This is a genomic window from Pseudomonas sp. EA_105y_Pfl2_R69 (genome assembly GCF_963970915.1).
GTDB lineage: Bacteria > Pseudomonadota > Gammaproteobacteria > Pseudomonadales > Pseudomonadaceae > Aquipseudomonas.
Genome location: NZ_CAXAOO010000001.1, coordinates 284,754 through 307,537 on the forward strand (window position 1 = coordinate 284,754; position 22,784 = coordinate 307,537).

General features: G+C 64.4%; 23 protein-coding genes and 1 tRNA gene. 11 read left to right on the plus strand and 13 right to left on the minus strand.

Annotated features, from left to right (window positions below; translation table 11 throughout):
* Positions 1-355: 355 nt before the first annotated feature.
* The 9 genes from AACY13_RS01215 to AACY13_RS01255 all read right to left on the minus strand — a co-directional run bounded on the left by AACY13_RS01215 (position 356) and on the right by AACY13_RS01255 (position 10,256).
* Positions 356-431 (minus strand) — tRNA-Phe (locus AACY13_RS01215).
* Positions 432-668: 237 nt separating this feature from the next.
* Positions 669-941: an oxidative damage protection protein gene (locus AACY13_RS01220; RefSeq protein ID WP_339458579.1), complete on the minus strand. Its 273-nt coding sequence runs from the start codon at positions 939-941 to the stop codon at positions 669-671.
* Entirely contained in the window at positions 938-2,005 is a 1,068-nt protein-coding gene (gene mutY / locus AACY13_RS01225) for an A/G-specific adenine glycosylase (protein WP_339458581.1), read from the minus strand. Before mutY ends, AACY13_RS01220 begins: the two co-directional genes overlap by 4 nt.
* Positions 2,002-4,248, minus strand: coding sequence for an AsmA family protein (locus tag AACY13_RS01230; protein WP_339458582.1), 2,247 nt, complete (start codon positions 4,246-4,248; stop codon positions 2,002-2,004). Before AACY13_RS01230 ends, mutY begins: the two co-directional genes overlap by 4 nt.
* 123 nt (positions 4,249-4,371) lie before the next feature.
* Complete coding sequence (locus AACY13_RS01235; protein WP_339458584.1) at positions 4,372-5,472, minus strand: NAD(P)/FAD-dependent oxidoreductase; 1,101 nt, start codon at positions 5,470-5,472, stop codon at positions 4,372-4,374.
* A gap of 139 nt (positions 5,473-5,611) precedes the next feature.
* Positions 5,612-6,394 carry an ABC transporter ATP-binding protein gene (locus tag AACY13_RS01240; RefSeq protein WP_339458586.1) on the minus strand — a complete coding sequence of 261 codons (783 nt, stop codon included), beginning with the start codon at positions 6,392-6,394 and terminating at the stop codon, positions 5,612-5,614.
* Between the two features lie 10 nt (positions 6,395-6,404).
* On the minus strand, positions 6,405-7,274 hold the full coding sequence (gene ntrB / locus AACY13_RS01245; protein ID WP_339458588.1) for a nitrate ABC transporter permease: 870 nt from the start codon (positions 7,272-7,274) through the stop codon (positions 6,405-6,407).
* Between the two features lie 31 nt (positions 7,275-7,305).
* A complete protein-coding gene (locus AACY13_RS01250; RefSeq protein ID WP_339458589.1) occupies positions 7,306-8,637 on the minus strand; it encodes a CmpA/NrtA family ABC transporter substrate-binding protein in 1,332 nt (443 codons plus the stop codon).
* Between the two features lie 323 nt (positions 8,638-8,960).
* Positions 8,961-10,256, minus strand: a complete 1,296-nt coding sequence (locus AACY13_RS01255) for a nitrate- and nitrite sensing domain-containing protein (protein WP_339458590.1) — start codon at positions 10,254-10,256, stop codon at positions 8,961-8,963.
* Positions 10,257-10,387: 131 nt separating this feature from the next.
* Here AACY13_RS01255 and hisB point away from each other — a divergent pair, with 131 nt between their 5' ends.
* The 7 genes from hisB (at position 10,388) to AACY13_RS01290 (ending at position 15,386) form a co-directional block, all read left to right on the plus strand.
* Complete coding sequence (hisB, locus tag AACY13_RS01260) at positions 10,388-10,981, plus strand: imidazoleglycerol-phosphate dehydratase HisB (RefSeq protein ID WP_339458591.1); 594 nt, start codon at positions 10,388-10,390, stop codon at positions 10,979-10,981.
* Complete coding sequence (gene hisH, locus AACY13_RS01265; RefSeq protein ID WP_339458594.1) at positions 10,981-11,619, plus strand: imidazole glycerol phosphate synthase subunit HisH; 639 nt, start codon at positions 10,981-10,983, stop codon at positions 11,617-11,619. Before hisB ends, hisH begins: the two co-directional genes overlap by 1 nt.
* Positions 11,620-11,880 (plus strand): DUF2164 domain-containing protein, encoded by a 261-nt coding sequence (locus AACY13_RS01270; RefSeq protein WP_339458596.1) that lies wholly within the window; start codon positions 11,620-11,622, stop codon positions 11,878-11,880.
* Between the two features lie 36 nt (positions 11,881-11,916).
* Entirely contained in the window at positions 11,917-12,654 is a 738-nt protein-coding gene (gene hisA, locus AACY13_RS01275; protein WP_339458598.1) for a 1-(5-phosphoribosyl)-5-[(5-phosphoribosylamino)methylideneamino]imidazole-4-carboxamide isomerase, read from the plus strand.
* A 75-nt stretch (positions 12,655-12,729) separates the two neighbouring features.
* Positions 12,730-13,500, plus strand: a complete 771-nt coding sequence (gene hisF / locus AACY13_RS01280; protein ID WP_339458599.1) for an imidazole glycerol phosphate synthase subunit HisF — start codon at positions 12,730-12,732, stop codon at positions 13,498-13,500.
* Between the two features lie 248 nt (positions 13,501-13,748).
* Positions 13,749-14,504, plus strand: a complete 756-nt coding sequence (locus tag AACY13_RS01285; RefSeq protein ID WP_339458600.1) for a substrate-binding periplasmic protein — start codon at positions 13,749-13,751, stop codon at positions 14,502-14,504.
* Positions 14,505-14,630: 126 nt separating this feature from the next.
* Positions 14,631-15,386, plus strand: coding sequence for a substrate-binding periplasmic protein (locus tag AACY13_RS01290; RefSeq protein ID WP_339458602.1), 756 nt, complete (start codon positions 14,631-14,633; stop codon positions 15,384-15,386).
* A 159-nt stretch (positions 15,387-15,545) separates the two neighbouring features.
* On the opposite strand, the gene AACY13_RS01295 is transcribed toward AACY13_RS01290, so the two are convergent.
* The 3 genes from AACY13_RS01295 to gpmI all read right to left on the minus strand — a co-directional run bounded on the left by AACY13_RS01295 (position 15,546) and on the right by gpmI (position 19,888).
* On the minus strand, positions 15,546-16,850 hold the full coding sequence (locus tag AACY13_RS01295) for a S41 family peptidase (RefSeq protein WP_339458605.1): 1,305 nt from the start codon (positions 16,848-16,850) through the stop codon (positions 15,546-15,548).
* Positions 16,851-16,903: 53 nt separating this feature from the next.
* The gene (locus AACY13_RS01300; RefSeq protein WP_339458608.1) at positions 16,904-18,148 is read right to left on the minus strand and encodes a murein hydrolase activator EnvC family protein; all 1,245 of its coding nucleotides are present in this window, start codon (positions 18,146-18,148) and stop codon (positions 16,904-16,906) included.
* 204 nt (positions 18,149-18,352) lie between these two features.
* Positions 18,353-19,888: a 2,3-bisphosphoglycerate-independent phosphoglycerate mutase gene (gpmI, locus tag AACY13_RS01305; protein ID WP_339458611.1), complete on the minus strand. Its 1,536-nt coding sequence runs from the start codon at positions 19,886-19,888 to the stop codon at positions 18,353-18,355.
* Between the two features lie 282 nt (positions 19,889-20,170).
* Here gpmI and AACY13_RS01310 point away from each other — a divergent pair, with 282 nt between their 5' ends.
* Genes AACY13_RS01310 through secB form a run of 3 tightly spaced genes read left to right on the plus strand, consistent with a single transcriptional unit; the run spans position 20,171 to position 21,364 of the window.
* Complete coding sequence (locus AACY13_RS01310; RefSeq protein ID WP_339458614.1) at positions 20,171-20,584, plus strand: rhodanese-like domain-containing protein; 414 nt, start codon at positions 20,171-20,173, stop codon at positions 20,582-20,584.
* 1 nt (position 20,585) lies between these two features.
* The gene (gene grxC, locus AACY13_RS01315) at positions 20,586-20,840 is read left to right on the plus strand and encodes a glutaredoxin 3 (RefSeq protein WP_339458616.1); all 255 of its coding nucleotides are present in this window, start codon (positions 20,586-20,588) and stop codon (positions 20,838-20,840) included.
* Between the two features lie 35 nt (positions 20,841-20,875).
* Positions 20,876-21,364: a protein-export chaperone SecB gene (gene secB / locus AACY13_RS01320; RefSeq protein WP_339458618.1), complete on the plus strand. Its 489-nt coding sequence runs from the start codon at positions 20,876-20,878 to the stop codon at positions 21,362-21,364.
* An 87-nt stretch (positions 21,365-21,451) separates the two neighbouring features.
* Here secB and trmL read toward each other — a convergent pair whose 3' ends face one another.
* Positions 21,452-21,910, minus strand: coding sequence for a tRNA (uridine(34)/cytosine(34)/5-carboxymethylaminomethyluridine(34)-2'-O)-methyltransferase TrmL (gene trmL / locus AACY13_RS01325; protein ID WP_339458620.1), 459 nt, complete (start codon positions 21,908-21,910; stop codon positions 21,452-21,454).
* Between trmL and AACY13_RS01330 the strand changes: the two genes are divergently transcribed.
* Positions 21,909-22,340: a hypothetical protein gene (locus tag AACY13_RS01330; RefSeq protein WP_339458622.1), complete on the plus strand. Its 432-nt coding sequence runs from the start codon at positions 21,909-21,911 to the stop codon at positions 22,338-22,340. The genes trmL and AACY13_RS01330 overlap by 2 nt on opposite strands.
* Positions 22,341-22,784 lie beyond the last annotated feature (444 nt).

Below are 22,784 nucleotides of genomic sequence, written 5' to 3' on the forward strand. Positions count from 1 at the left end.
CTTGTTTTGCTCTAGCTCGCGAGAGCCGAGACAGGCTCTCCGGCGGATGTCTGGCCTCCCTGGCATGGCGTCAAGCTAGCATAGCGTTTCGCTGACCGCCAAGCCGTTTACCGGCCGCCTGGGGCCGCTTGGGTCACGGGTGTCGCCTGGCTGCAGTTGGCTGTCGCGCGAACGCAATATTGCTCGCGGTGCGTATTGTTCATCGCACATTTTCTGCTGCGTGGAGGGGCGCTGTTCTGGCACGAGCCTGTGCGGGGCGACGACGCATGGGGGCGGCAATGTTCCGGCGGGCATGAAATCGCAGGCAATAAAAAACCCCAAGGAATCATCTTCGCTTGGGGTTTCTCGGTATTAATGGTGCCCGGGGACGGAATCGAACCGCCGACACGGGGATTTTCAATCCCCTGCTCTACCGACTGAGCTACCCGGGCTAACGGGGCGCTATTAGACGGATTTGAGGGGTAGGTGTCAAGCGTGAGTTTGAAAAATATTTAATTATTACGGGCGCTTAGGTTCGGCAGGGGCTTCGCTGGGGGTTGGGGCTGGTGGGGCGAGCTGATCGCGGGCAAGCCCGCTCCTACAGGTGAGTGTGGCGCAGGGGAGTTCGGATGCAGTTCTGGGGCGACTCTTTCCCGTCTTGCATCCGGGCTCAGGGGAAGGTGTTGCTGTTACTCGCTGGGTGGCACGTAGCCTTCGGCCTGGGCGTATTCCTCGCCGGAGAGGAACTTGTCCATCTCGGCCTGGAGGAACTTGCGGTCTTCGGCGTTCATCATGTTCAGGCGACGTTCGTTGATCAGCAGGGTCTGGTGTTTCTGCCATTCTTCCCAGGCCTGCCTGGACACGTTGTTGTAGATGTCCTCGCCTTTGGCCCCGGGGTAGGGCGGGCGGTCCAGGCCGGGGAGTTCCTGTTTGTGTTTGCGGCACATTACGGTGCGGGTCATGCGGGCTCTCCTGTAAGCAGACTATCGGCGGCGCGCTTGAGCAGTTTCTTGACTGGGGCGGCGAGGCCCAGGCGCGGCGGGGTGGCGAGGTTATACCAGAGCCAGTCGGCCTCGGCCACGGCGCTGGGCGCGGCTTCGACCCGTATCAGCCAGGGTTCGATGGCCAGCTGGAAGTGGCTGAAGGTGTGGGTCAGCTCGGCTTGCGCCTGGCGTGCACCCAGTTGCAGGCCGTGGCGGCTGGCCAGGGTTTCGAGGCCGTGCAGGTCGTCCAGCTCCGGCAGGCTCCAGAGGCCGCCCCAGAGGCCGCTGGAGGGGCGGCGGTAGAGCAGCACTTCGCCGGCGTGGCTGGCCAGGATCGGCATCAGGGTGCGTTTCTGCGGCAGGGCCTTGCGCGGCTTGGCGATCGGGTAGCGGATCTCCAGGCCGAGCAGGCGCGCCTGGCAGCCGCTTTTGAGCGGGCAGAGCAGGCAGCTGGGCTTGCTGCGGGTGCACAGGGTGGCTCCCAGGTCCATCATCGCCTGGGTGTAGTGGTTGACCCGGGTGTGGGGGGTAAAGCGTTCGGCCACGTCCCACAGCTGCCTGGCCACCTTGGGCTCGCCCGGATAGCCTTCCTGGGCCACGTAGCGGGCCAGCACGCGCTTGACGTTGCCGTCGAGTATCGGTGCGCGCAGGCCCATGCTGAGGCTGGCGATGGCCCCGGCGGTGGACTGGCCGATGCCGGGAAGTTCGGTGAGCCGGTCGACATCGCGGGGGAATTCGCCGCCATGTTCGGTCATCACTATCTGCGCGGTTTTTTGCAGGTTGCGCGCGCGGGTGTAGTAGCCCAGGCCCGTCCACAGGTGCAGCACTTCGTCTTCCGGCGCTTCGGCCAGGTCTTTTACCGTCGGCAGCGCGGCCATAAAACGGTCGAAGTAGCCGAGCACGGTGCTGACCTGAGTCTGCTGCAGCATGATTTCCGAAACCCACACGCGGTAAGGCGTGATGCCCTGTTGCCAGGGCAGGTCCTTGCGTCCGTGGCTGTCGTACCAGTTCAGTACGCTGCCTGCAAACTGCTCGGGGCTCATCGGTTGAACAGGCCCTTGAGCGCGTCTTTCAGCTCGGGGCTGACCTTGTCGCCGAGTTTTTCCTCGAGCTTCTCGTTGATCTTGTTGCCGGCCAGCTTGGCTGCCACCTTGCCCATGCCGTCCTGATCCAGGCGGCAGGCCTTGGCTCCCATTTCCAGCGGGCCGCGGCAGCGCAGCGGCCACTCGATGCCGACGTAGCGTTCGTTGACCTGGCAGGCCGGGTCGGGCATCTCGCGCTGGTCGCCGAGCAGGCTGATGCCGGCGCGGTAGTCCAGGCCGAGGATGCGCAGGTCGAGGTCGCCATTGCCGCTGAGCGCCAGACCCGGCAGGCGGACTTTCAGGTCCGGGTTGTGGGCCACGCCGTTGCGCAGGCTGAGGGTGCCCTGCAGGCTGTCAAAGGGGGTGTCCTTGCTGCGTGGCTCGCTGTTCAGCACCTTGCGGTTGAGGGTGGCGATACCGCGGCACAGCTGCTGTTCGAGGTTGGCGTCGACCAGCACGCCGTCATTCAGGATAAAGCTGGCGCTGCCGTTGAGGCCGTCGATCCAGGCCTGCTGGCTGTTGCCACTGGTGCTCAGGTCGGCCTTGAAGTCGAGCAGGCCCTTGAGCGGCGAGGGCTGCTCGGGCTTTTTCAGGAAGGGTTCGACGGTGATGCGGGTCAGGCTCTTCTGCACCTTGAGCAGGGGCGTGGCTGGGCGCACATCGAGGCTCGCCCTGGCGTCGAAGTTGCCGCTGCCGAGGTTACCGCGTAGTTCTTCCAGGGTCAGCAGGCCGGCTCGGCCGTTGGCCTTGAGGTTGACCTTGGTGAAGGCCTGCTGCTGGGCGGTGAGCTGGTCGAGGCCAAGGCTCAGCTGCAGGTCGAGCTTGCGCAGCAGTTCGATCGGCAGCATCGGCTCGCGGCTCCAGGCCTGCTGGGTCGGCGCGTCGGGCAGTGGCGTGCTGCCGTTGTGCCCGGCCTTGGCCACGCTTTCCTTGACCTCGGCCTTGCGCGCGGCGCTGGCGTCCTGGCTGTCCTTGCTGGGGGCCGGCAGGTAGCGGTCGAGGTCCAGGCGGTCGCCCTTGAGCTGCACGCGCAGGGCCTGCTTGGTGAAATCGGCGATGGCGAGCTTGCCGGTAAAGCTGCTGTCATCCAGCTTCACCTGCAGCTCTTCGAAGTTCAGGCTGTTGTCGGTGCCCGTCAGGCGGGTGACCAGCTCGAACTGGCCGAGGCTTTTGTCGTCCTTCATCGGCGGCAATTTCTGGCCGATGGTGGCGAGGAATTCGCGCAGGTTGAGCGGGGCGATGGACAGGCCGCCACTGAGTTTGGGGGTCTTGTCCAGGTCGCGGACCTTGAGCTCGCCGAGGGCGCGCAGCTGGTTGCCGGAGAATTTCAGGCTGTTCCATTCGGCGACCTGGGCGGCCAGGTCGACCAGCAGCTGGCCCTGGAGCGCGTAGGTCAGAGTCTGGCCGTCGAGGGGTTCGCCGGAGACTTCGCCGGACAGTTTGGCGTCTTCCAGCTGATAGCGCTTGAGGGCGCGGTCGAAGCGCAGCTCGCCCTGCAGTTCGCTGCGGGCGCGGATCACCGGTTGATTGGTGCCGAAGAAGGCGCTGAGTTTGAGCGGGATATTGGCCCCTTCGCGGATGGCCCCGGTGGTCAGCTGGATGCTTTCGGCACTGAATTGCTGGCCCTTCTGTACGTCGTGATAGTCGATGCGCGCGCCGTTGACGATCAGGCTGTCGATATCCAGCTTGATCGGCTGGGCACTCGGTGCGGGGCTGGCGGGCTGCTCGGCGGTGGACTCGCCCGGCGCGGCGGGCGCACTGCCAGTGCTGCTGGCGGTGGTTGTGCTGGCAGCAGTTGGCGCTGGTTTGCCGATATCTTCCCAGTTGCTGCGGCCCTTTGCGTCGCGTTGCAGGTTGAGGTTGAGGCCGTCGATGCGGATATCGCTCATCTGCACTTCGCGGCGCAGCAGCGGCAGCACGCGCACCGACAGGCCGAGCAGGCGCAGGTCGGCAAATGGCTGATCGGGGGTGCTGGGGCTGGCCAGGGTGGCTTCGGTCAGCTCCAGGCCGAGCCAGGGGAACAGGCTCCAGCCGATATCGCCATTGAGGGTCAGCTCCAGGTTGGCCTTGTCGCGGGCCAGCTGGCTGATTTCGTCTTTGTAGTCGTTGGGATCGAACAGGTGGGTCAGGGCGAAGCCCAGCGCCACGATGATCAGCAACAACCCGAGGAAAAACAGGCCGAGTATTTTGCCGAGCGCTTTCATGGGCGAATCCTTGTTTCGAAGCTTGATAGTGAAGAGCAGCAATCCGAGCCGGCGAGTATAGCGCCAGCGTCTTTACCTGGGCCGCCGACAGTTCCGTTTGTGCGGCGATTTTGCAAGCGGCTTTTACAGCGACACGGCAACGCGCTCGGCGATGGCCAGGCTGGCGGTGAGCCCGGGCGATTCGATGCCGAACAGATTGACCAGGCCTTGCAGGCCGTGGTCATTGACCGTTTGGATCAGGAAGTCGGCGGGCGGTTCCCCGGGGCCTGCGAGTTTCGCCCGGATGCCGCTGTAGCCGGGGACCAGGCGCGCGCTGTCGAGCTCCGGGAAGTAGCGACGGATGGCGTTGGCGAAGGGTTCGCGCAGGTTCTCGTCGACCCGGTAGTCGATTTGCGTGAGGTAGCGGGTGTCCGGGCCGAAGCGCACTTGGCCGCCCAGATCCAGGGTGGCGTGGATGCCCAGGCCGGCAGTGTTGGCCTCCGGCATGGGGTAGATCAGATGGTGGAAGGGCGTGCGACCGCTGTAGCTGAAATAGCGGCCCTGACACAGGTGCAGCGGCGGCACATCCTGCAGCCCCTCGGTCTGGTTAGCCAGCTGCTGGGCGAACAGGCCGCCGGCATTGACCACTAGCTGCGCCCGCAGCTGGAACGGCTCGCCGCTGCTGTTGCCCGAGGCTACCCAGCCCTCGCCGTCATGCCGTAGATGTTCGACCCGGGTGTGCAGGACCAGTTGCGCGCCGCGGTTTTCCGCGGCGGCCAGCAGCGACTGCAGGTAGGCGTGGCTGTCGATAATTCCAGTGCTCGGCGAGAGCAGGGCGCAGCTGCCGCGTACCGCCGGCTCCAGCTCTTGCAGCTGGGCCTGAGTGAGGCGCTGCAGGTCGTGCACACCGCAGGCCTCGGCGTTTTCGTGGAGCTGTTCGAGCCTGGCAATTTCCGCGCTCTCCACCGCCACCAGCAGCTTGCCCAGTTGCCGGTGCGCCACCTGGTGCGTGCGGCACCAGGTATACAGGCGTTCGCGGCCTTCCAGGCACAACTCGGCCTTGAGCGAGCCGGGCGGGTAATACAGGCCGGCGTGGATCACCTCGGAGTTGCGGCTGGAGCTGTGGCTGCCGATCAGGCTTTCTGCCTCGACTATCAGGGTGCTCTGGCCCGGCCTGGCCAGGCGCGCGGCACAGGCCAGGCCGAGGGCCCCTGCGCCGATAATCAGGGTATCGATACTGTCCATGGCGTTTTCGGTGCTGCGGGTTGATGGGTTAGGCGGGGAGCATAACAAGAACCTGTGAGGTGGCATGCGCGGCCGCGCCGTTTGGCGCAGGGTTAGCCTTTGATAATTCTTTCGCGAGTCTCGCGGCTAAAGCCGTCGTTTACTGCAGCCGATGACGGTCGTGAAGAAAGCTCAGCACCGCGCGGCGGCAGCGGTTGTACTCGTGGTCGTCGGCCAGGGCGATGCGGTCGCGCGGGCGCGGCAGCTCGACGCTGAGGATTTCGCCGATGGTGGCCGAGGGGCCGTTGGTCATCATCACGATGCGGTCGGAGAGCAGCACCGCCTCGTCGACATCGTGGGTGATCATCATCATGGTGTTGCCCAGGTCCGCCTGGATGCGCATCACCTCGTCCTGCAGGTGGGCGCGGGTGAGGGCGTCGAGGGCTCCGAAGGGTTCGTCGAGCAGCAGCACCTTGGGCTTCATCGCCAGGGCGCGGGCGATGCCGACGCGCTGCTTCATGCCGCCGGAAATCTCCTGAGGGTACTTGTCCAGGGCATGGCCCATGCTCACCAGCTTGAGGTTGTGCTCGATCCACTCGCGGCGCTCGGCCTTGCTCATGCTGCGCTTGAACACCTTGTTGACCGCCACCTCGACGTTTTCGAACACCGTCAGCCAGGGCAGCAGCGAGTGGTTCTGAAACACCATGCCACGGTCCGGTCCGGGCCCGCTGACTTCCTTGCCGTCGAGGATGACCACGCCGAGGCTGGGGTCGAGCAGGCCGGCGACGATATTCAGCACCGTCGATTTGCCGCAGCCGGAGTGGCCGATGATCGAGATGAATTCGCCCTTGTCGATGCGCAGGTTGATGTTCTTCAGCACCTGGGAGGCCAGGTTGCCGCGCACGAAGCTTTTGTCCAGTTGTTCGATGGAGAGGTAGCTCATGTCCGAATCCTCAGGCGGCGGGAAGGCCGCGGGTGATGCGCTGGCCGACGTAGGCCACCAGGCGGTCGAGGAAGAAACCGACCACGCCGATATAGACCAGGGCGAGAATGATGTCGCTGATGCGCGAGGCGTTCCAGGCATCCCAGATGAAGAAGCCGATGCCGACCCCGCCGATGAGCATCTCCGCGGCGATGATCGCCAGCCAGGACAGGCCGACGCCGATGCGCAGGCCGGTGAAGATATAGGGCGCGGCGGCCGGCAGCATGATGATGCGAAAGTACTCCCAGGCGTTGAGCTGGATGACCTGGGCGACGTTGCGGTAGTCCTGGGGAATATTGCGGATGCCCACCGAGGTGTTGATGATGATCGGCCAGATCGCGGTGATGAAGATCACGAAGATCGCCGACGGATGGCTGTCCTGGAAGCCGGCCAGGGACAGCGGCAGCCAGGCCAGCGGCGGCACGGTGCGCAGCACCTGGAACAACGGGTCGAGACCGCGCATGGCCCAGTCCGACTGGCCGATCAGCACACCGAGGGCGACGCCCGCCGCCACCGCCAGCAGATAACCCACCGCGACCCGCTTGAGGCTGGCCAGCAGTTGCCAGGCCAGGCCGACGTCATTGCCGCCGTTGTCGTAGAAGGGGTCGACGATCAGCTCCCAGGTCTCACTGATTACCTGGGTGGGGGGCGGCAGGGCGGCACCGGCACCCGCGCAGAGCATCTCCCAGAGCAGACCCAGCGCCAGCAGGATTACCAGCGGCGGCAGCAGTTGTTGGGTCAGGGTCTGCTGCAGGCGCGTGGCGCTTTTGCTCAGCCAGGACGGCGCGGCGCTCGGGGGCGGCGTGGCGACAGGTGGCTGGAGTTTGACGTTGGCGTTCATGGCTTGTCTCCTCGCAGGCGGTGCATGGCGATCAGGCCATGGCCTTGATGGTCAGGCTGTCCAGGTAGGCTTGCGGGTTTTCGGGGTCGAACACCTTGCCGTCGAAGAAGGTCTCGATGCCGCGCGAGGTAGAGCTCGGGATCTGCTCGGCCGGCAGGTTCATGGCGGCCGCAGCGGCGCGCCAGATGTCCTCGCGGTTGACCTTGGCGATCAGCGCGTGGCTGTCGAAATCGGCCGGCAGGTAGCCCCAGCGCTTGTTCTCGGTGAGGAACCAGAGGTCGTGACTCTGGAACGGGTAGGAAGCGAAATCGTCCCAGTAGCGCATCTGCTCCGGGCTGTTCTCCACCACCTTGCCGGTGCCGTAGGCGAAGTTGCCCTTCATGCGGTCGACCACGTCGGCGTAAGGCGCGCCGATCCAGCGCCGCTGCGAGCAGATCTTCGCCACTTCTTCCTTGTTCTCCGGCTTCTCGCAGAACATCTGCGCTTCCATGATCGCCATGGTCAGGGCCTTGGCCGCGTTGGGGTTGGCGGCGACGTAATCGCTGCGCAGGGCGAAGGCTTTTTCCGGGTGGTTGTGCCACAGCTCGCCGGTGGTGTTGGCGGTGTAGCCGATTTTCTGGTTGATCAGCTGGGCGTTCCACGGCTCGCACACGCAGAAGGTGTCCATGCTGCCGACCTTCATATTGGCGACCATCTGCGCCGGCGGCACCACGATGGTGTTGATGTCGCTGTTCGGGTCGATGCCGCCGGCCGCCAGCCAGTAGCGCATCCACAGGTCGTGGGTGCCGCCGGGGAAGGTCATGGCCGCGCTGACTTTCTTGCCGCTGGCCTTCTTGGCGTCCAGGGCGGCCTTGAACGGGGTGCTGTCGACGCCGATTTTCAGGTCGCGATATTCCTCGCCCACCGAGATGCACTGGCCGGCCAGGTTGAGGCGGGCGAGGATGGAGATCGGCACCGGCTGATTGTTCGGGGTGACGATGCCGGCGCTGATCAGGTAGGGCATGGGGGTGAGGATATGACCGCCGTCGATGCCGTTCTTCGCCGAACCCAGCACCAGGTTGTCGCGGGTGGTGCCCCAGGACGATTGCTTGAGCACCTCGACTTCGGTCATGCCGTATTTGGCGAAGAAGCCCTTCTCGGCGGCGACGAACAGGGGCGCGGCATCGGTCAGGGCGATAAAGCCGAGTTTGGCCTTGCTGGTCTCCACATCCGTGCCGGCGGCCCAGGCGCTGGACGACAGGCCCAGCGGCATGCCGCCGAGCAGGGCTATGCCGCTGGCGGCGACTATCGACTGTTTCAGGAAGCGCCGGCGCGAGGCCATGAGTGCGCTGTTGCTGTCGTCATTGCTCGGCTTGTCGGTCATGGTGCGGTTTCCTCTGGGCGAAAAAAAACGATGTCACGCCGACCGGCTGAGCCGGCGGGCGTGGACATCGTTGTCCGGATGAGAATGTGGCGCTCGGCAGGCTGCCGGGCTTGTTCTGCTCGTTGCGAAAGCCGTGCCAGGATGCCGCTAAGGCGTTCGGCGCTGCTCCGCTCGGGGCGGTTGGCCTGGCAGATCAATGGCTTGCGTTGTCGGCGCGGGCAGGCGCGGGGTTCGTTTGTCCGGGCCGGGCGCAGCGGTGCTCGGCCTGTGCGGCGTATGGCGATGCACGTTCGCAGTGCGCGGCTGCTGGCGCGTGCCTGAGTTCAGTGCTTTTGCCGGGCTTTGGCTGCCTGGGGTTCGGCATTGAGCGCCAGCAGGCGCTGGGCCACCTCGTCCAGGCGCAGGCCCTGGTTCATCGCCGCCTGGCGCAACCGGGCGTAGGCTTCGCTCTCGCTGCAGCCCTGCTGCTTGATCAGCAGCTGCTTGGCGCGTTCCACCAGCTTGCGCTCGTCCAGGGCCTGGCGCGCTTCGCGCAGTTCGTCGTGCATGCCCTGCAGGCGCTGGGTCTGGCTCTGCAGCAGGTCCAGGGTCGAGCGCGCCAGGTTGGCCCCCGGGCCTTCCTCGGCCGGGCTGTCGAGGTCACTGCTGTGCACGCTGAACAGCCGGGCCTGCTCGGCGGCGGCATGCATGTCGCTGAGGCCGTCGAGCAGGCGGCGGTGGCTGTGCAGGTCGCTGCGGATGCGCTGCATGCTCTGCTGGCAGCGTTGCAGCAGATCCTGCTCCAGGCAGGTTTCCACGCTTTTCATCGCGTCGATACGGGCGGTGTGCAGTTCGAACCAGAGCTCGCCGAGCTGGCAGTCGACCCGGGCGTCGAGGTGGGTGCGCCGGGCGATCTCGCGCAGGCGACAGGCCTGGGCGTTGCTGGGGCTGGCGCAGAGGCACTGCCAGAGCTCCAGGGCGGCCGGGCTGGCGAAGCGGGCAAAGGTGGCAAAGCTGCGCTCCTGGCACTCCAGCAGGTGTTCCAGGCGTTCGAGCATCTCTGCGGTGAAGTAGCCGCTGGCGAAGCCGGCGACGCCGAGGGCGCGCTCCTGGCCGGCGAGCTCCTTGCCCTGCATAAAGTTGAACAATGCCACCAGGCTGCGGGTGATGGCGGGGTCGACCGCAGTGTCGGCGGCCTCGAAGACCACCGCCAGCAGGCCGCCGATCAGCCGGACCAGGGCGGCGGTGGCGTCCTGCATGCTGATCCGGTGCTCGCGAATCTTGCGCCGCAGGGCCGGCAGCTCGTCGAGGCTGTGCAGGGCATAGGCGATGCGGGTAAACAGGCGGGTCTTGTCGGCCGAGCCGAGACCGTGCTGGTCGATGCGCTCGAGGTCGTCGCGCACCTGGCGTTCCAGGCTGTCGGCGGCCTGGCTCAGGCCGTCCAGCTGCAGGCGCTGGTGCGGGGCGTTGCCGCTCAGGTAAAGGTTGGAGTAGCCGCGCTCTTTTTGCAGGGCATGCACCAGCTGACTGATGCGGGTGACCAGCTCGCAGGTCTGCGCCAGGTCCTCCAGGCCGAGCAGCTCGCTGCGCCGGGCCGCCAGCATAAAGCGCAGGGTGGCCGGCATTTTCCGCTCATGCATGATCGCCGCCTCGGGATGGCAAATATCCGGACGTCTGCAAGATGCAGTCCAGCCGGCGGGGTGCGTATCGCCAGGCCAGCTTTGCCCCTATAATGGCAGCCTTTTTCCGCGAGCAATTTCTGGAGCTGGTGATGGCCGAACGTACGGCTTCCGTCGAACGCAACACCCTGGAGACCCAGATCAAGGTCTCGATCAACCTGGATGGTACCGGCAAGGCCAAGTTCGATATTGGCGTGCCGTTCCTCGAACACATGCTCGATCAGATTGCCCGTCACGGCCTGATCGACCTGGATATCCAGTGCCAGGGCGACCTGCATATCGACGACCACCACACCGTCGAAGACGTCGGCATCACCCTCGGCCAGGCCTTTACCCAGGCCATCGGCGACAAGAAGGGCATGACCCGTTACGGCCACTCCTATGTGCCGCTGGACGAGGCGTTGTCGCGCGTGGTGATCGACTTCTCCGGTCGTCCCGGTCTGCAGATGCACGTGCCCTTCACCCGCGCGGTGGTGGGCGGCTTCGACGTCGATCTGTTCCAGGAGTTCTTCCAGGGCTTCGTCAATCACGCCCTGGTCAGCCTGCATATCGACAACCTGCGTGGCACCAACACTCACCACCAGATCGAAACGGTATTCAAGGCCTTCGGCCGCGCCCTGCGCATGGCCGTCGAGCTGGATCCGCGCATGGCCGGGCAGATGCCCTCCACTAAAGGCGTGCTTTGATGCAAACGGTCGCAGTAATCGACTACGGCATGGGCAACCTGCACTCGGTGGCCAAGGCCCTCGAGCATGTGGGTGCCGGCAAGGTGCTGGTGACCAGCGATGCCCAGGTGATTCGCGAGGCCGACCGGGTGGTGTTCCCCGGGGTCGGCGCGATCCGCGACTGCATGGCCGAGATCAAGCGCCTGGGCTTCGACAGCCTGGTGCGTGAAGTCAGCCAGGACCGGCCGTTTCTCGGCATCTGCGTGGGCATGCAGGCCTTGCTCGAACGCAGCGAAGAGAACGACGGGGTCGACTGCATCGGCCTGTTTCCCGGCCAGGTGCGCTTCTTCGGCAAGGACATGGTCGAAGACGGCGAGCCGCTGAAGGTGCCGCATATGGGCTGGAATGAAGTGGCGCAGACGGTCAAGCACCCGCTGTGGCACGACATTCCCGATCTGGCGCGCTTCTACTTCGTGCACAGCTACTACATCGAAGCCGGCAAGCCGCAGCAGGTGGTCGGGCGCGGTCATTACGGCAAGGATTTCGCCGCGGCCCTGGCCGACGGGTCGCGCTTCGCCGTGCAGTTCCACCCGGAGAAGAGCCATACCCATGGCCTGCAACTGCTGCAGAACTTCGCCGCCTGGGATGGTCGCTGGTAAATGAGCCGGGCCAAGCAGAAGCCGCCGATTCTTACCCTCACAGCCGAGCAGGAGCGTGAGGCGACCAGCGCCCTGAAGTGCTTTATGGACGAACGCTTCGAGCTGGCGCTGGGCTCGTTCGAGGCGGCGGAAATCCTCGAGCTATTCGCCCGCGAGATTGCGCCGCACTACTACAATCGGGCGATTTTCGATGTGCAGACTCACCTGAAAGAACGGTTCGAGAGCATCGAAAGCGACCTCTGGGCGCTGGAAAAGAGCTGACCCACAGAATTCACACGACTTGAGCAGGTTCAACCGATGCTGATTATCCCCGCTATCGATCTGAAGGACGGCGCTTGCGTGCGTCTGCGCCAGGGCCGCATGGAAGATTCCACGGTGTTCTCCGATGACCCGGTGAGCATGGCCGCCAAGTGGGTCGAGGGTGGCTGCCGCCGCCTGCACCTGGTCGACCTCAACGGTGCCTTCGAAGGCCAGCCGGTCAACGGCGAGGTGGTCACCGCCATCGCCAAGCGCTACCCGACCCTGCCGATCCAGATCGGTGGCGGCATCCGCACCCTGGAGACCATCGAGCACTACGTGCGTGCCGGCGTCAGCTACGTGATCATCGGCACCAAGGCGGTGAAAGATCCACAATTCGTCACCGACGCCTGCAAGGCTTTCCCGGGCAAGATCATCGTCGGCCTGGATGCCAAGGACGGTTTCGTCGCCACCGACGGCTGGGCCGAAGTCAGCACGGTGCAGGCCACCGACCTGGCCAGGCGCTTCGAGGCCGATGGCGTGTCGGCCATCGTTTATACCGATATCGCCAAAGACGGCATGATGCAGGGCTGCAACGTCGAGGCCACCGCGGCCCTGGCCGCCGCCAGCCGGATTCCGGTGATCGCCTCGGGCGGTATCCACAACCTCGGCGATATCGAGAAGCTGCTGCTGGCGCGCTCGCCCGGCATTATCGGCGCCATCACCGGCCGGGCGATCTACGAAGGCACCCTGGATGTGGCCGAGGCCCAGGCCTTCTGCGATAACTTCAAGGGCTGACGCGGGGCGACCCGCACGGTTTTGGCGGTGCGCGCGGCCTCGGCGGCCCCGCGACACACTACGGGAATACTTCTTATGGCTCTGGCAAAACGCATTATCCCCTGCCTCGACGTGGACAACGGCCGCGTGGTCAAGGGCGTGCAGTTCGAGAATATCCGCGACGCCGGCGACCCGGTGGAGATCGCCCGGCGTTACGACGAGCAGGGTGCCGACGAGATTACCTTCCTCGACATCACCGCCAGCAGTGACGGCCGCGACACCACCCTGCACACGGTCGAGCGCATGGCCAGCCAGGTGTTTATCCCGCTGACCGTGGGCGGTGGCGTGCGCAGCGTGCAGGACATTCGTAACCTGCTCAATGCCGGCGCGGACAAGGTCTCGATCAACACCGCAGCGGTGTTCACTCCGGAGTTCGTCGGCGAGGCCGCCTCGCGTTTCGGCTCGCAGTGCATCGTGGTGGCCATCGATGCGAAGAAGGTCTCCAAGCCGGGCGAAACCCCGCGCTGGGAAATCTTCACCCATGGCGGGCGCAAGCCCACCGGCCTGGATGCGGTGCTCTGGGCGAAGAAGATGGAAGACCTCGGTGCCGGCGAAATCCTCCTGACCAGCATGGATCAGGACGGCGTAAAGAGCGGCTATGATCTCGGTGTGACCCGCGCCATCAGCGAGGCGGTTGGCATCCCGGTGATCGCTTCCGGCGGCGTCGGCAATCTCGAGCACCTGGCCGCCGGCATTCTCGAAGGCAAGGCCGCAGCGGTGCTGGCCGCGAGCATTTTCCACTTCGGCGAATACACCGTGCCGGAAGCCAAGGCCTACCTGGCCAGTCGCGGCATCGTCGTACGCTGAGCGGGCGGGCCCGGCTCAGCATGAGTACGGGTCGACAGCAGCTTGCCGCCCACTTGGTTAGAGTATGCGGTCGCGCCGTGGCGAGGTCTTTGCGCCCGCACTCCTGGCTGTGCCATAGCGGACAGCGGGTCCGACCGCGTATATCCGCTCGCGACCAATCGGTCGTTTTCAGGTTGCAAAGCCTAGGCCTGGCGCACGCTGCTGGTTATGCTGCGCCCCAGTCCGGACTTAATGGAAAGAGAGTTGCTATGTTCAGATCTTTGTCGATTGCGCTGTTGGGAGCCGGCTGGTTGTTGGCCGCCAGCGCCCAGGCCGAAGTTCCCGACAACTACAGGATGGTGCTGCTGACGGAGAATTTCCCGCCCTACAACATGGCAATCAACGGCAAGAACTTCGCCCAGGAAGACAATATCGACGGCATTGCCGTGGATATCATTCGCGAAATGTTCAAACGTGCCGAGATTCAGTACAACATGACCCTGCGTTTTCCCTGGGAGCGGATCTACAAGCTGGCCCTGGAAAAACCCGGCTATGGCGTGTTCGTCACCGCCCGGTTGCCCGAGCGGGAAAAACTGTTCAAGTGGGTCGGCCCTATCGGCCCGGATGACTGGGTCTTGCTCGGCAAGAGCGACAGCACGATCAGCCTGAGCAGCCTCGACGAGGCCAGGCAGTACAGGGTCGGTGCCTACAAGGGCGATGCGATTGCCGAGCACCTGGTGGAGAAGGGCCTGGAGCCGATCACCGTCCTGCGTGACCAGGAAAACGTCAAGAAGCTGATGGCCGGACAGATCGACCTGTGGGCCAGTGGTGACCCGGCGGGCCGTTACCTGGCCAAGCAGGAAGGCGTCAGCGGGCTGAAAACCATTCTGCGTTTCGACAGCGCGGAGCTCTTTCTGGCCCTCAACAAGGAGGTGCCGGATGACGTGGTACAGAAGCTGCAGGGCGAACTGGACAAGATGCGCAGTGAAGGTTTTGTCGACGACATCTTGAACAATTACCTGTAATACGAGAACCGGCGGGGCGGCCACAAGTCGGCTCGCGGCCAGGATGGTTGACGCTAAGTCGCCGGGCATTCGCCCGAGCAGGGATGCCGCTAGCCATAATCACAATTTTTGCGAGCGGGAAGACCCATGTTGAAAACGATAAAAACCAGTCTGCTGTTCGGCCTTGTCCTCAGCGCCTGCGCCGCCCACGCCGAATTGCCGGCCGACTACAAAGTGGTGCTGCTGACGGAAAACTTCCCGCCCTTCAATATGTCGGTGGATGACAAGAACTTTGCCCGCGACGACGGCATCGACGGCATCAGCGCCGAAGTGGTGCGGGCGATGTTCAAGCGCGCCAATATCGATTACAGCCTGAGCTTGCGCTTCCCCTGGGATCGCCTGTACCGCCTGACCCTGGATAAGCCCAACTACGGGCTGTTCTCCACGACTCGAACTGCCGAGCGTGAGTCTTCATTCAAATGGGTGGGGCCGCTGGGTGATACCTCATGGGTATTGGTTGCCGCTCCTGATAGCACCATCAACGTTGCTTCATTGCAGGAGGCGGCCAAGTACAAGATCGGTGCCTACAAGAACAATGCAGTGACACAGTCCCTGGAAAGTCAGAACATTCCGTTGGTGATTGCCCTGCGCGACCAGGAGAATGCGCGCAAGCTGGCCAAGGGGCAGATAGACCTGTGGGCTACCGATGATCCGGCCGGGCGCTATATGGCACGCCAGGAAGGTATCACTGGCCTGCGTGTGGTGCTGAAAATGAATCAGGCTCAGCTCTACTTAGCGCTGAACCGGGACACCCCGGACGAGGTGATCGAGCGCCTGCAGAAGGCGCTGGATGAGTTGCGTGCCGAAGGTTTTATCGAAGAGATGACCAATAACTACCTGTAGCCGTTAGTCGGCGTATAAAAAAGCCCGGCCTTGCGTGAGCAAGGTCGGGCTTTTTGTTTGTTGCGCGCTTGTTGAGGCGTGAGCGCGACCTGTAGGCGCGGCCCATGGCCGCGCTTGCGGTTTCGCGGGTATGGCCCGCTCCTACGGCCTGGGGTGGGCTCAGTCGCCGCGGGTAACGCTCAGACCCTTGAGCAGGTTGAGGGCCTGGCTCAGCTGGTAGTCGTCGTCCTGGGGCCGTGCCGGGGTGCCGGCCTTGCTCTTGCTCGGCTTGTCCGCGCCGCCATTGCCGTTGCCCAGGTGGCCTTGCAGATCGGCTTCCTTGACGCCGGCCTCACCCTGCTCGCGGGTCAGCTTGGCGCGTTCCACCTCGATGTCCGGGACGATGCCCTGGGCCTGGATCGAGCGGCCGTTGGGGGTGTAGTAGAGCGCGGTGGTGAGCTTGAGTGCGCGGTCGTTGTTCAGCGGCAGCACGGTCTGCACTGAGCCCTTGCCGAAGCTGTCGGTGCCCATCAGTACGCCGCGCTTGTGGTCCTGCAGGGCTCCGGCGACGATTTCCGAGGCCGAGGCGCTGCCGCCATTGATCAGCACCACCAGCGGTACGCCTTCGCTGGCGTCGCTAGGGTCGGCGGAGAAGCGCAGTTCGGAGTTGGCGATACGCCCTTCGGTGTAGACGATCAGGCCCTTCTTGAGGAAATGGTCGGACACCTCGACCGCGGCCTGCAGCACGCCGCCGGGGTTGTTGCGCAGGTCCAGGACCAGGCCGCGGAGCTTCTTGCCATTGTCCTTGCGCAGCTTGTTCAGCGCCTTGCCGACATCCTCGCCGCTGTTGACCTGGAACTGGGTGATGCGCACATAGCCATAGCCGTCGTCGAGCAACTGACTCTTGACGCTCCTGACCTTGATCACCGCACGGGTCAGTTCCACGTCGAAAGGCTTGCCGCCTTCGCGCACCAGGCTGAGGGTGATCTTGCTGCCGGCCTTGCCGCGCATCTGATCTACCGCTTCCATCAGCGACAGGCCCTTGGTCGGCTTGCCGTCGATCTTGATGATCAGGTCGCCGGGCAGGATGCCCGCGGCCGAGGCCGGCGTGTCGTCAATGGGCGAGACCACCTTGATAAAGCCGTCTTCGGTGCCGACCTCGATGCCGAGGCCGCCGAACTCGCCGCTGGTGCTCTCCTGCAGGTCGCGGAAGGCGTCCGGCTCCAGGTAGGCGGAGTGTGGGTCGAGGTTGCTGAGCATGCCCTTGATGGCATTTTCCAGCAGGGTCTTGTCGCTTACCGGTTCGACATAGGCCGATTTGATCCGGTCCATAACCTCGGCGAAGGTGCGCAGATCGTCCAGGGGCAGGGGCGCGCTGTCGTTCGCGGTGGCTGGGCTGGGCCCTGAGCCGGCCAGGGCCAGCGAGGCATGGCCCAGCAGGCTGGCAGCCAGTGCGAGGGCGGTGAGGCGGAACAAATGCGGCATGTCGAACTTACTCCTGTCCTGAAACGGTAAACGCGGCGTCTGGCGACGGCCGACTATCCCTGTGTGCGGCACCATTGGGCAGGATCGCTGGGGCGGCCCTGCTGGCGAATCGCGAAATACAGTGCCGGGGTTTTCTGCCCGCCACTGTTGCCGACCGTGGCGATGGCTTCCCCCGCGGCGACCATATCGCCGGCGTCTTTAAGCAAACTCTGGTTGTGCCCGTACAGGCTCAGGTAACCGTTGCCATGGTCGAGAATGACCAGAAGCCCTGCGCCGCGCAACCAGTCGGCGAAGACCACGCGCCCGCCATGCACGGCGCGCACCTGGCTGCCGGCGGAGGCACCGATCAGCACGCCGTCCCACTTGGTGCGCGCGTCGCCGCCGCGCGGAGTGCCGTAGCGCGCCACCAGGCGGCCATCCACGGGCCATGGCAGTTTGCCCCGGGCCTTGGCAAACGGCCCGCCAACGCTGGCTCCCGAACTCACCAGCGGGCCGCTGGCGGCCGCCGTAGGTGCAGTTGTGCGGGGCTGTTCGCGGGCGGCGAGCAGGGCGCGCTGGCGCGCGGCTTCGGCCTCACGGGCCTGGCGGGCGAGGGTTTCTTCGATAGTTTTCAGCACCCGGGCGAATTGCGCCTGGTCGCGCTCGCGGGCCTTGAGTTTGCGGTCGCGGGCGGAAAACTCGCTGTTCAGCTTGGCCAGGGCCTGCTGGCGCTCCTTGCGCACCACCGCGAGTTTTTCGTGCTGGCTGTCCAGGGCGCTTTTCTGTTCCCGCAGCTGGGCCTGCTGGTTGGCGATGTCCAGCTCGACATTGGCCAGTTGCCGCAAGGTTTCGTTGAAACCGTTGAGCTGCTCCATGCGGGCTTCGCTGAGGTAGTCGTAATAGCTCAGGGTGCGCGAGAATTTTTCCGGATTCTGTTGGTTGAGCAGCAGTTTGACGTATTCCTGGCGGCCGCTCTGGTAGGCGGCGCGGGCCTGGATGCCGATCAGCCGCTGTTGCTCAAGGCGCGCGCCCTCGAGTTTTTTTTTCTCGTTGTCGAGGCGCTGGATTTCTTCCTGGGTCTGGTTCAGGTCGTCCTGCAGGTCCTTGACCTGTTTTTCCAGCGAGCCCAGCTCGCTTTCGGTCTTTTTCAGGTCGTGCTGCACACCGGTTTTTTCCTGCTGCAGTTTCTCCAGCAGTTTCTTCAGCTCGGCGACATCGGCGCGGGCGGCTTCCAGTTGCTTCTGGGCGTCGGCTTTCTCGTCGGCGAAGGCCGGCGCAAACAGCAGGGTCAGGAAAATCAGGGTAAGGGCGCGAAACATGGGGCGGGCGGCACCTGGGACGGAGACGCGCCTAGTATGCCTAAAAAATGGCCGGGAGCCATTGTTAACGTCGCGCAGCGACGGCCCGTAGGGTGGCCGCCATGGCGGGCATGGCTATAAAAAAACAGCGGTAAGCTGCAAGTCATAAGCGCCAAACCACGGCGCTGGTCGGCCCGCTGGGGGCGACCAGTGCCGCGTGATGCTTCAGTCCAGTTCGATAATGCTGGTGCCGGTCATTTCCTGCGGGATCGGCAGGCCCATCAGGGTCAACAGGGTCGGTGCCACGTCGGCCAGGACGCCGCCTTCGCGGATACGCGCGGGGCGCTTGCCGACATAGATAAACGGCACCGGCTCGCAGGTGTGGGCGGTGTGAGCCTGGCCGGTGCTGTCGTCTTCCATCTGCTCGACGTTGCCGTGATCGGCGGTGATCAGGGCTTCGCCGCCGACCTTGTCCAGCGCCGCGACGATACGGCCGACGCAGCTGTCCAGGCACTCGACGGCCTTCACCGCCGCGGCGAACACGCCGGTATGGCCAACCATATCGCCGTTGGCGTAGTTGACCACTATCACGTCATAGCGCTGGTTCTCGATGGCGTCGACGATCCGGTCGGTCACCTCCGGCGCGCTCATTTCGGGTTGCAGGTCGTAGGTGGCGACGTTCGGCGAGGGAATCAGAATGCGTTCCTCGCCAGCGAAGGGCTCCTCGCGGCCGCCGGAGAAGAAGAAGGTGACGTGGGCGTACTTCTCGGTCTCGGCGATGCGCAGCTGGGTCTTGCCGTTGTTCGCCAGGTATTCGCCCAGCACATTGGTCAGGGCCTCCGGCTTGAAGGCGCTGGGGGCCGGGATGCTGGCGGCGTACTGGGTGAGCATGACGAAGTCGGCCAGTTGCGGCACCCGTGCGCGGGCGAACTCCTTGAAATCGGGTTCGACGAAGCAGCGGGTCAGTTCGCGGGCACGGTCGGCGCGGAAATTCATAAACACCACGGCGTCGCCATCTTCGACCTTGACCGGTGCGCCGATGCTGGTGGCCTTGACGAACTCGTCGCTCTCGTCACGGGCGTAGGCGGCCTGCAGGCCTTCCACGGCAGTGCTGGCGTTGAACTGGCCCTGGCCCTCGACGATCAGGTGGTAGGCCTGCTCGACGCGGTCCCAGCGGTTGTCGCGGTCCATGGCGAAGTAACGGCCGATCAGGCTGGCGATACGGCCCTTGCCCAGCTTGGCGAAGGCGGCGTCGAGCAGTTCGATGGCGCTCTGCGCGCTGCGCGGCGGGGTGTCGCGGCCGTCGAGAAAGGCGTGCAGGTAGATCTTCTCCGCGCCGCGCTGGGCGGCCAGTTCGGCCATGGCCACCAGGTGGTCCTGGTGGCTGTGCACGCCGCCATCGGAGAGCAGACCGAGGATATGCACGGCCTTGCCGGTGGCCACGGCCTTGTCCACCGCGGCGGTGATCACCGGGTTGTCGAAGAATTCGCCGTCGCGGATGGCCTTGGTCACCCGGGTGAAGTCCTGGTACACCACGCGGCCGGCCCCGAGGTTCATGTGCCCGACCTCGGAATTGCCCATCTGCCCGTCCGGCAGGCCCACATCCATGCCTGAGCCTGAGATCAGGCCGTGGGGGCGGGTCGCGCGCAAATGATCATAGACCGGCGTGTTGGCGGCCATGATGGCGTTGGCTTCAGGGCTGTCGCTATGGCCGAAGCCATCGAGGATGATCAGTACCAGGGGTTTGGGCGTGGCGCTCATAAAACTGGTTCGCTCTGGGTCGATGGGCGGGAATGGGCATGCCGCGAGAGGCACCCCGAATAATGAAAACCTTCGCAGCATGCCCGTCCCTCATCCGGCGCTTCGCGCCACCTTCTCCCAGAGGGAGAAGGGCATAGGGAGGTCGTCGCTGCGCGACTTTCACTTTAAACAAGGCCGGGCATTTTACGACCAAGTGCTCTGTGCGTCACTGCCGGGCGGGGGTTTGGCCGACCTGTGGGGCTGTGTATACTGGCCCACATTTTACCGTCCCGGAACCGCGCAATGCTTGCCAACCTGATTGAATTTGTCACCACCCACTATGTTCTGAGCGCAATGTTCGTCAGCCTGCTGGCGCTGCTGGCCTTCACCGAGGCCCGCAAAGGTGGCCAGAGCCTGAGCAGCCGCGAGCTGACCGCGCTGATCAACAACGAGCAGGGCCTGGTACTCGACGTGCGCGGGCAGAAGGACTTCTCCGCCGGGCATATCGTCGGCGCACTGCATATTCCCTATGAAAAGCTCACCGGCCGCATCGCCGAGCTGGAGAAGCACAAGGCCAAGACCCTGGTCGTGGTCGATGCCATGGGCCAGCATGCCGGTGCCGTCTGCCGCGACCTGAAAAAGGCCGGCTTCAATGCGGCCAAGCTGTCGGGCGGGGTCGCCAGCTGGCGTGGCGACAACCTGCCGCTGGTGAAGTGATATGCCGGCCGTAGTGATGTATTCCAGCGACTGGTGCCCCTACTGCATTCGCGCCAAGCAGTTGCTGGCGAACAAGGGTGTGGCTTTCGACGAGATCAGGGTCGATGGCCAGCCTGATGTGCGCGCCGAGATGACCCGCAAGGCGCGGCAGACCTCGGTGCCGCAGATCTGGATCGGTGCCACCCATGTGGGTGGCTGCGACGATCTTTATGCCCTGGAGCGCGCCGGCAAGCTCGACGCGCTGCTGCAGGCTTAACCCACTATCCAAACGATAAACAAGAAGGCTTTGCCATGACTGAACAAGCTAGCAACGGCGCCGCTCAGGGCGAACAGAACCCACAGTTCTCCCTGCAACGTATCTACGTGCGCGACCTGTCCTTCGAAGCGCCGAAAAGCCCGGAAATCTTCCGTCAGGAGTGGACGCCGAGCGTGGCCATGGACCTCAATACCCGGCAGAAGCCCCTGGATGGCGACTTCCATGAAGTGGTGCTGACCCTCTCGGTCACCGTGAAGAACGGTGAAGAAACCGCCTTTATCGCCGAAGTGCAGCAGGCCGGTATCTTCCTGATCAAGGGTCTGGATGCCGCCTCCATGAGCCACACCCTGGGCGCGTTCTGCCCGAACATCCTCTTCCCCTACGCTCGCGAAACCCTCGACAGCCTGGTGGTGCGCGGTTCCTTCCCGGCGCTGATGCTGGCCCCGGTGAACTTCGACGCACTCTATGCGCAAGAGCTGCAGCGTATTCAGCAGCAGGCTGCCGAGGCCGCTCCGGCCCACTAAGCTTGAACTGCTGGATAAGAAACGCCCTACGGGGCGTTTTTTTATGGCTGCTGTGTGAGCGCGGCCATCAGCGCGCGATGGGGTTTTCTATTCGGCAAAACCCTGCTGACGCCAGGCCTCGTAGACCGCCACGGCGACGGTGTTGGATAGATTCAGGCTGCGGCAGCCCTCGCGCATGGGCAGGCGCAGGCGCTGTTCGGGCGGCAGGCTGTCGCGTATTTCCTGGGGCAGGCCGCGGCTTTCCGGGCCGAACAGAAAGGCGTCGCCGGGCTGGTAGCTGACCTGGTGGAAGGGCTGCGAGCCCTTGGTGGTAAAGGCAAACACGCGCGGCTGGCCGAGGCTTTCCAGGCAGCTGGGAAGGTCGGCATGGCGCTTGAGCGTGGCGTATTCGTGGTAATCCAGGCCGGCGCGGCGCAGGCGCTTGTCGTCCAGCTCGAAACCCAGGGGCTCGATCAGGTGCAGGTGGCAGCCGCTGTTGGCGCAGAGCCTGATAATGTTGCCGGTATTCGGTGGAATTTCCGGTTGAAAGAGGATCACGTGAAACATGCGCGGCTCCGAGTGTGAAGACCAGCAGCATTCTACAGACCCGCGGCCGCGTCCGTGGGCGCGCGTGATCGCCTCGCTGGCGCTGTTCGGCCTGTTGCTCGGCCTGATGATCGGCCGGCTGTTCCAGCCTGAGCCGCTCTGGCTCAAACAGGTGGAGGTGCGCGAGGGGGCGCTCGATCTGTGGTTCAACGTCGAACCAAGGCCTCGCGAAGAACATGCGGCGGGGGTATTCAACCTGCGTCTGCAGAGTTTTGGCCGGGAACAGCAAGGCCAGCTGCAGGTGCAGGGGCGGCTGGCCAATTGGCGTTTGCAGCGGGAAAGTAAGGATCTGCTGTTGCGTGTGGTGGCGGCCCGTCCACTGCGCGGCGAATGGCGCGCTGAGGAGGTGGACGGGCGCTGGCGGCTGACGGTCAGCCTGGCGCATGAATAAAAGAGGGGAATCCCCGGCCTGCCTGTACCAAGGTCCCCGAAACTGGGATTGCTAGAGTCTATGCAGACTGTGTGCCAGTTTTATTACGACGTCTGCAGGCCTTGAAAACACTGGGCTCCATCCATTTTTACGGATATTTCGGCGAGTCGCCGGGTGAACCTTGGCGGTGCAGGGAGCGCAGAGGGTGCATTGTCTGGGCGCATATTCCGCAGGCGTTTAGCTGGGCTATGTCCCGTGCTGTGTTGCGTCCAGGCGTCGGCGCTTGAGTGTGAAGGGCCTGACTTCGTAGGGCGCGCGGGGCCGCGCGCAGCACACCCTGCCCATTGTGGCCTGCGCAGGTAGTGTCCTCGTCCCCAAGCACCCCATGCAATACGTAATGGGTGCAAGGCCTTTAGCTGGGCGCAAAGACTGGCGTGAGCATCGACTACGCAGCTAATCCGCGAC

Bases quoted from the DNA above. Each gene is read 5' to 3' on its own strand.
- AACY13_RS01235 (WP_339458584.1), bottom strand. From the start codon at position 5,472: ATGGACAGTATCGATACCCTGATTATCGGCGCAGGGGCCCTCGGCCTG.
- AACY13_RS01270 (WP_339458596.1), top strand. From the start codon at position 11,620: ATGAGCCGGGCCAAGCAGAAGCCGCCGATTCTTACCCTCACAGCCGAG.
- gpmI (WP_339458611.1), bottom strand. From the start codon at position 19,888: ATGAGCGCCACGCCCAAACCCCTGGTACTGATCATCCTCGATGGCTTC.
- AACY13_RS01240 (WP_339458586.1), bottom strand. From the start codon at position 6,394: ATGAGCTACCTCTCCATCGAACAACTGGACAAAAGCTTCGTGCGCGGC.
- AACY13_RS01295 (WP_339458605.1), bottom strand. From the start codon at position 16,850: ATGCCGCATTTGTTCCGCCTCACCGCCCTCGCACTGGCTGCCAGCCTG.
- mutY (WP_339458581.1), bottom strand. From the start codon at position 2,005: ATGAGCCCCGAGCAGTTTGCAGGCAGCGTACTGAACTGGTACGACAGC.
- grxC (WP_339458616.1), top strand. From the start codon at position 20,586: ATGCCGGCCGTAGTGATGTATTCCAGCGACTGGTGCCCCTACTGCATT.
- AACY13_RS01310 (WP_339458614.1), top strand. From the start codon at position 20,171: ATGCTTGCCAACCTGATTGAATTTGTCACCACCCACTATGTTCTGAGC.
- AACY13_RS01285 (WP_339458600.1), top strand. From the start codon at position 13,749: ATGTTCAGATCTTTGTCGATTGCGCTGTTGGGAGCCGGCTGGTTGTTG.
- AACY13_RS01220 (WP_339458579.1), bottom strand. From the start codon at position 941: ATGACCCGCACCGTAATGTGCCGCAAACACAAACAGGAACTCCCCGGC.
- AACY13_RS01290 (WP_339458602.1), top strand. From the start codon at position 14,631: ATGTTGAAAACGATAAAAACCAGTCTGCTGTTCGGCCTTGTCCTCAGC.
- AACY13_RS01330 (WP_339458622.1), top strand. From the start codon at position 21,909: ATGCGCGGCTCCGAGTGTGAAGACCAGCAGCATTCTACAGACCCGCGG.
- secB (WP_339458618.1), top strand. From the start codon at position 20,876: ATGACTGAACAAGCTAGCAACGGCGCCGCTCAGGGCGAACAGAACCCA.
- AACY13_RS01250 (WP_339458589.1), bottom strand. From the start codon at position 8,637: ATGACCGACAAGCCGAGCAATGACGACAGCAACAGCGCACTCATGGCC.
- AACY13_RS01230 (WP_339458582.1), bottom strand. From the start codon at position 4,248: ATGAAAGCGCTCGGCAAAATACTCGGCCTGTTTTTCCTCGGGTTGTTG.
- ntrB (WP_339458588.1), bottom strand. From the start codon at position 7,274: ATGAACGCCAACGTCAAACTCCAGCCACCTGTCGCCACGCCGCCCCCG.
- hisB (WP_339458591.1), top strand. From the start codon at position 10,388: ATGGCCGAACGTACGGCTTCCGTCGAACGCAACACCCTGGAGACCCAG.
- AACY13_RS01300 (WP_339458608.1), bottom strand. From the start codon at position 18,148: ATGTTTCGCGCCCTTACCCTGATTTTCCTGACCCTGCTGTTTGCGCCG.
- AACY13_RS01255 (WP_339458590.1), bottom strand. From the start codon at position 10,256: ATGCATGAGCGGAAAATGCCGGCCACCCTGCGCTTTATGCTGGCGGCC.
- trmL (WP_339458620.1), bottom strand. From the start codon at position 21,910: ATGTTTCACGTGATCCTCTTTCAACCGGAAATTCCACCGAATACCGGC.
- hisH (WP_339458594.1), top strand. From the start codon at position 10,981: ATGCAAACGGTCGCAGTAATCGACTACGGCATGGGCAACCTGCACTCG.
- hisF (WP_339458599.1), top strand. From the start codon at position 12,730: ATGGCTCTGGCAAAACGCATTATCCCCTGCCTCGACGTGGACAACGGC.
- hisA (WP_339458598.1), top strand. From the start codon at position 11,917: ATGCTGATTATCCCCGCTATCGATCTGAAGGACGGCGCTTGCGTGCGT.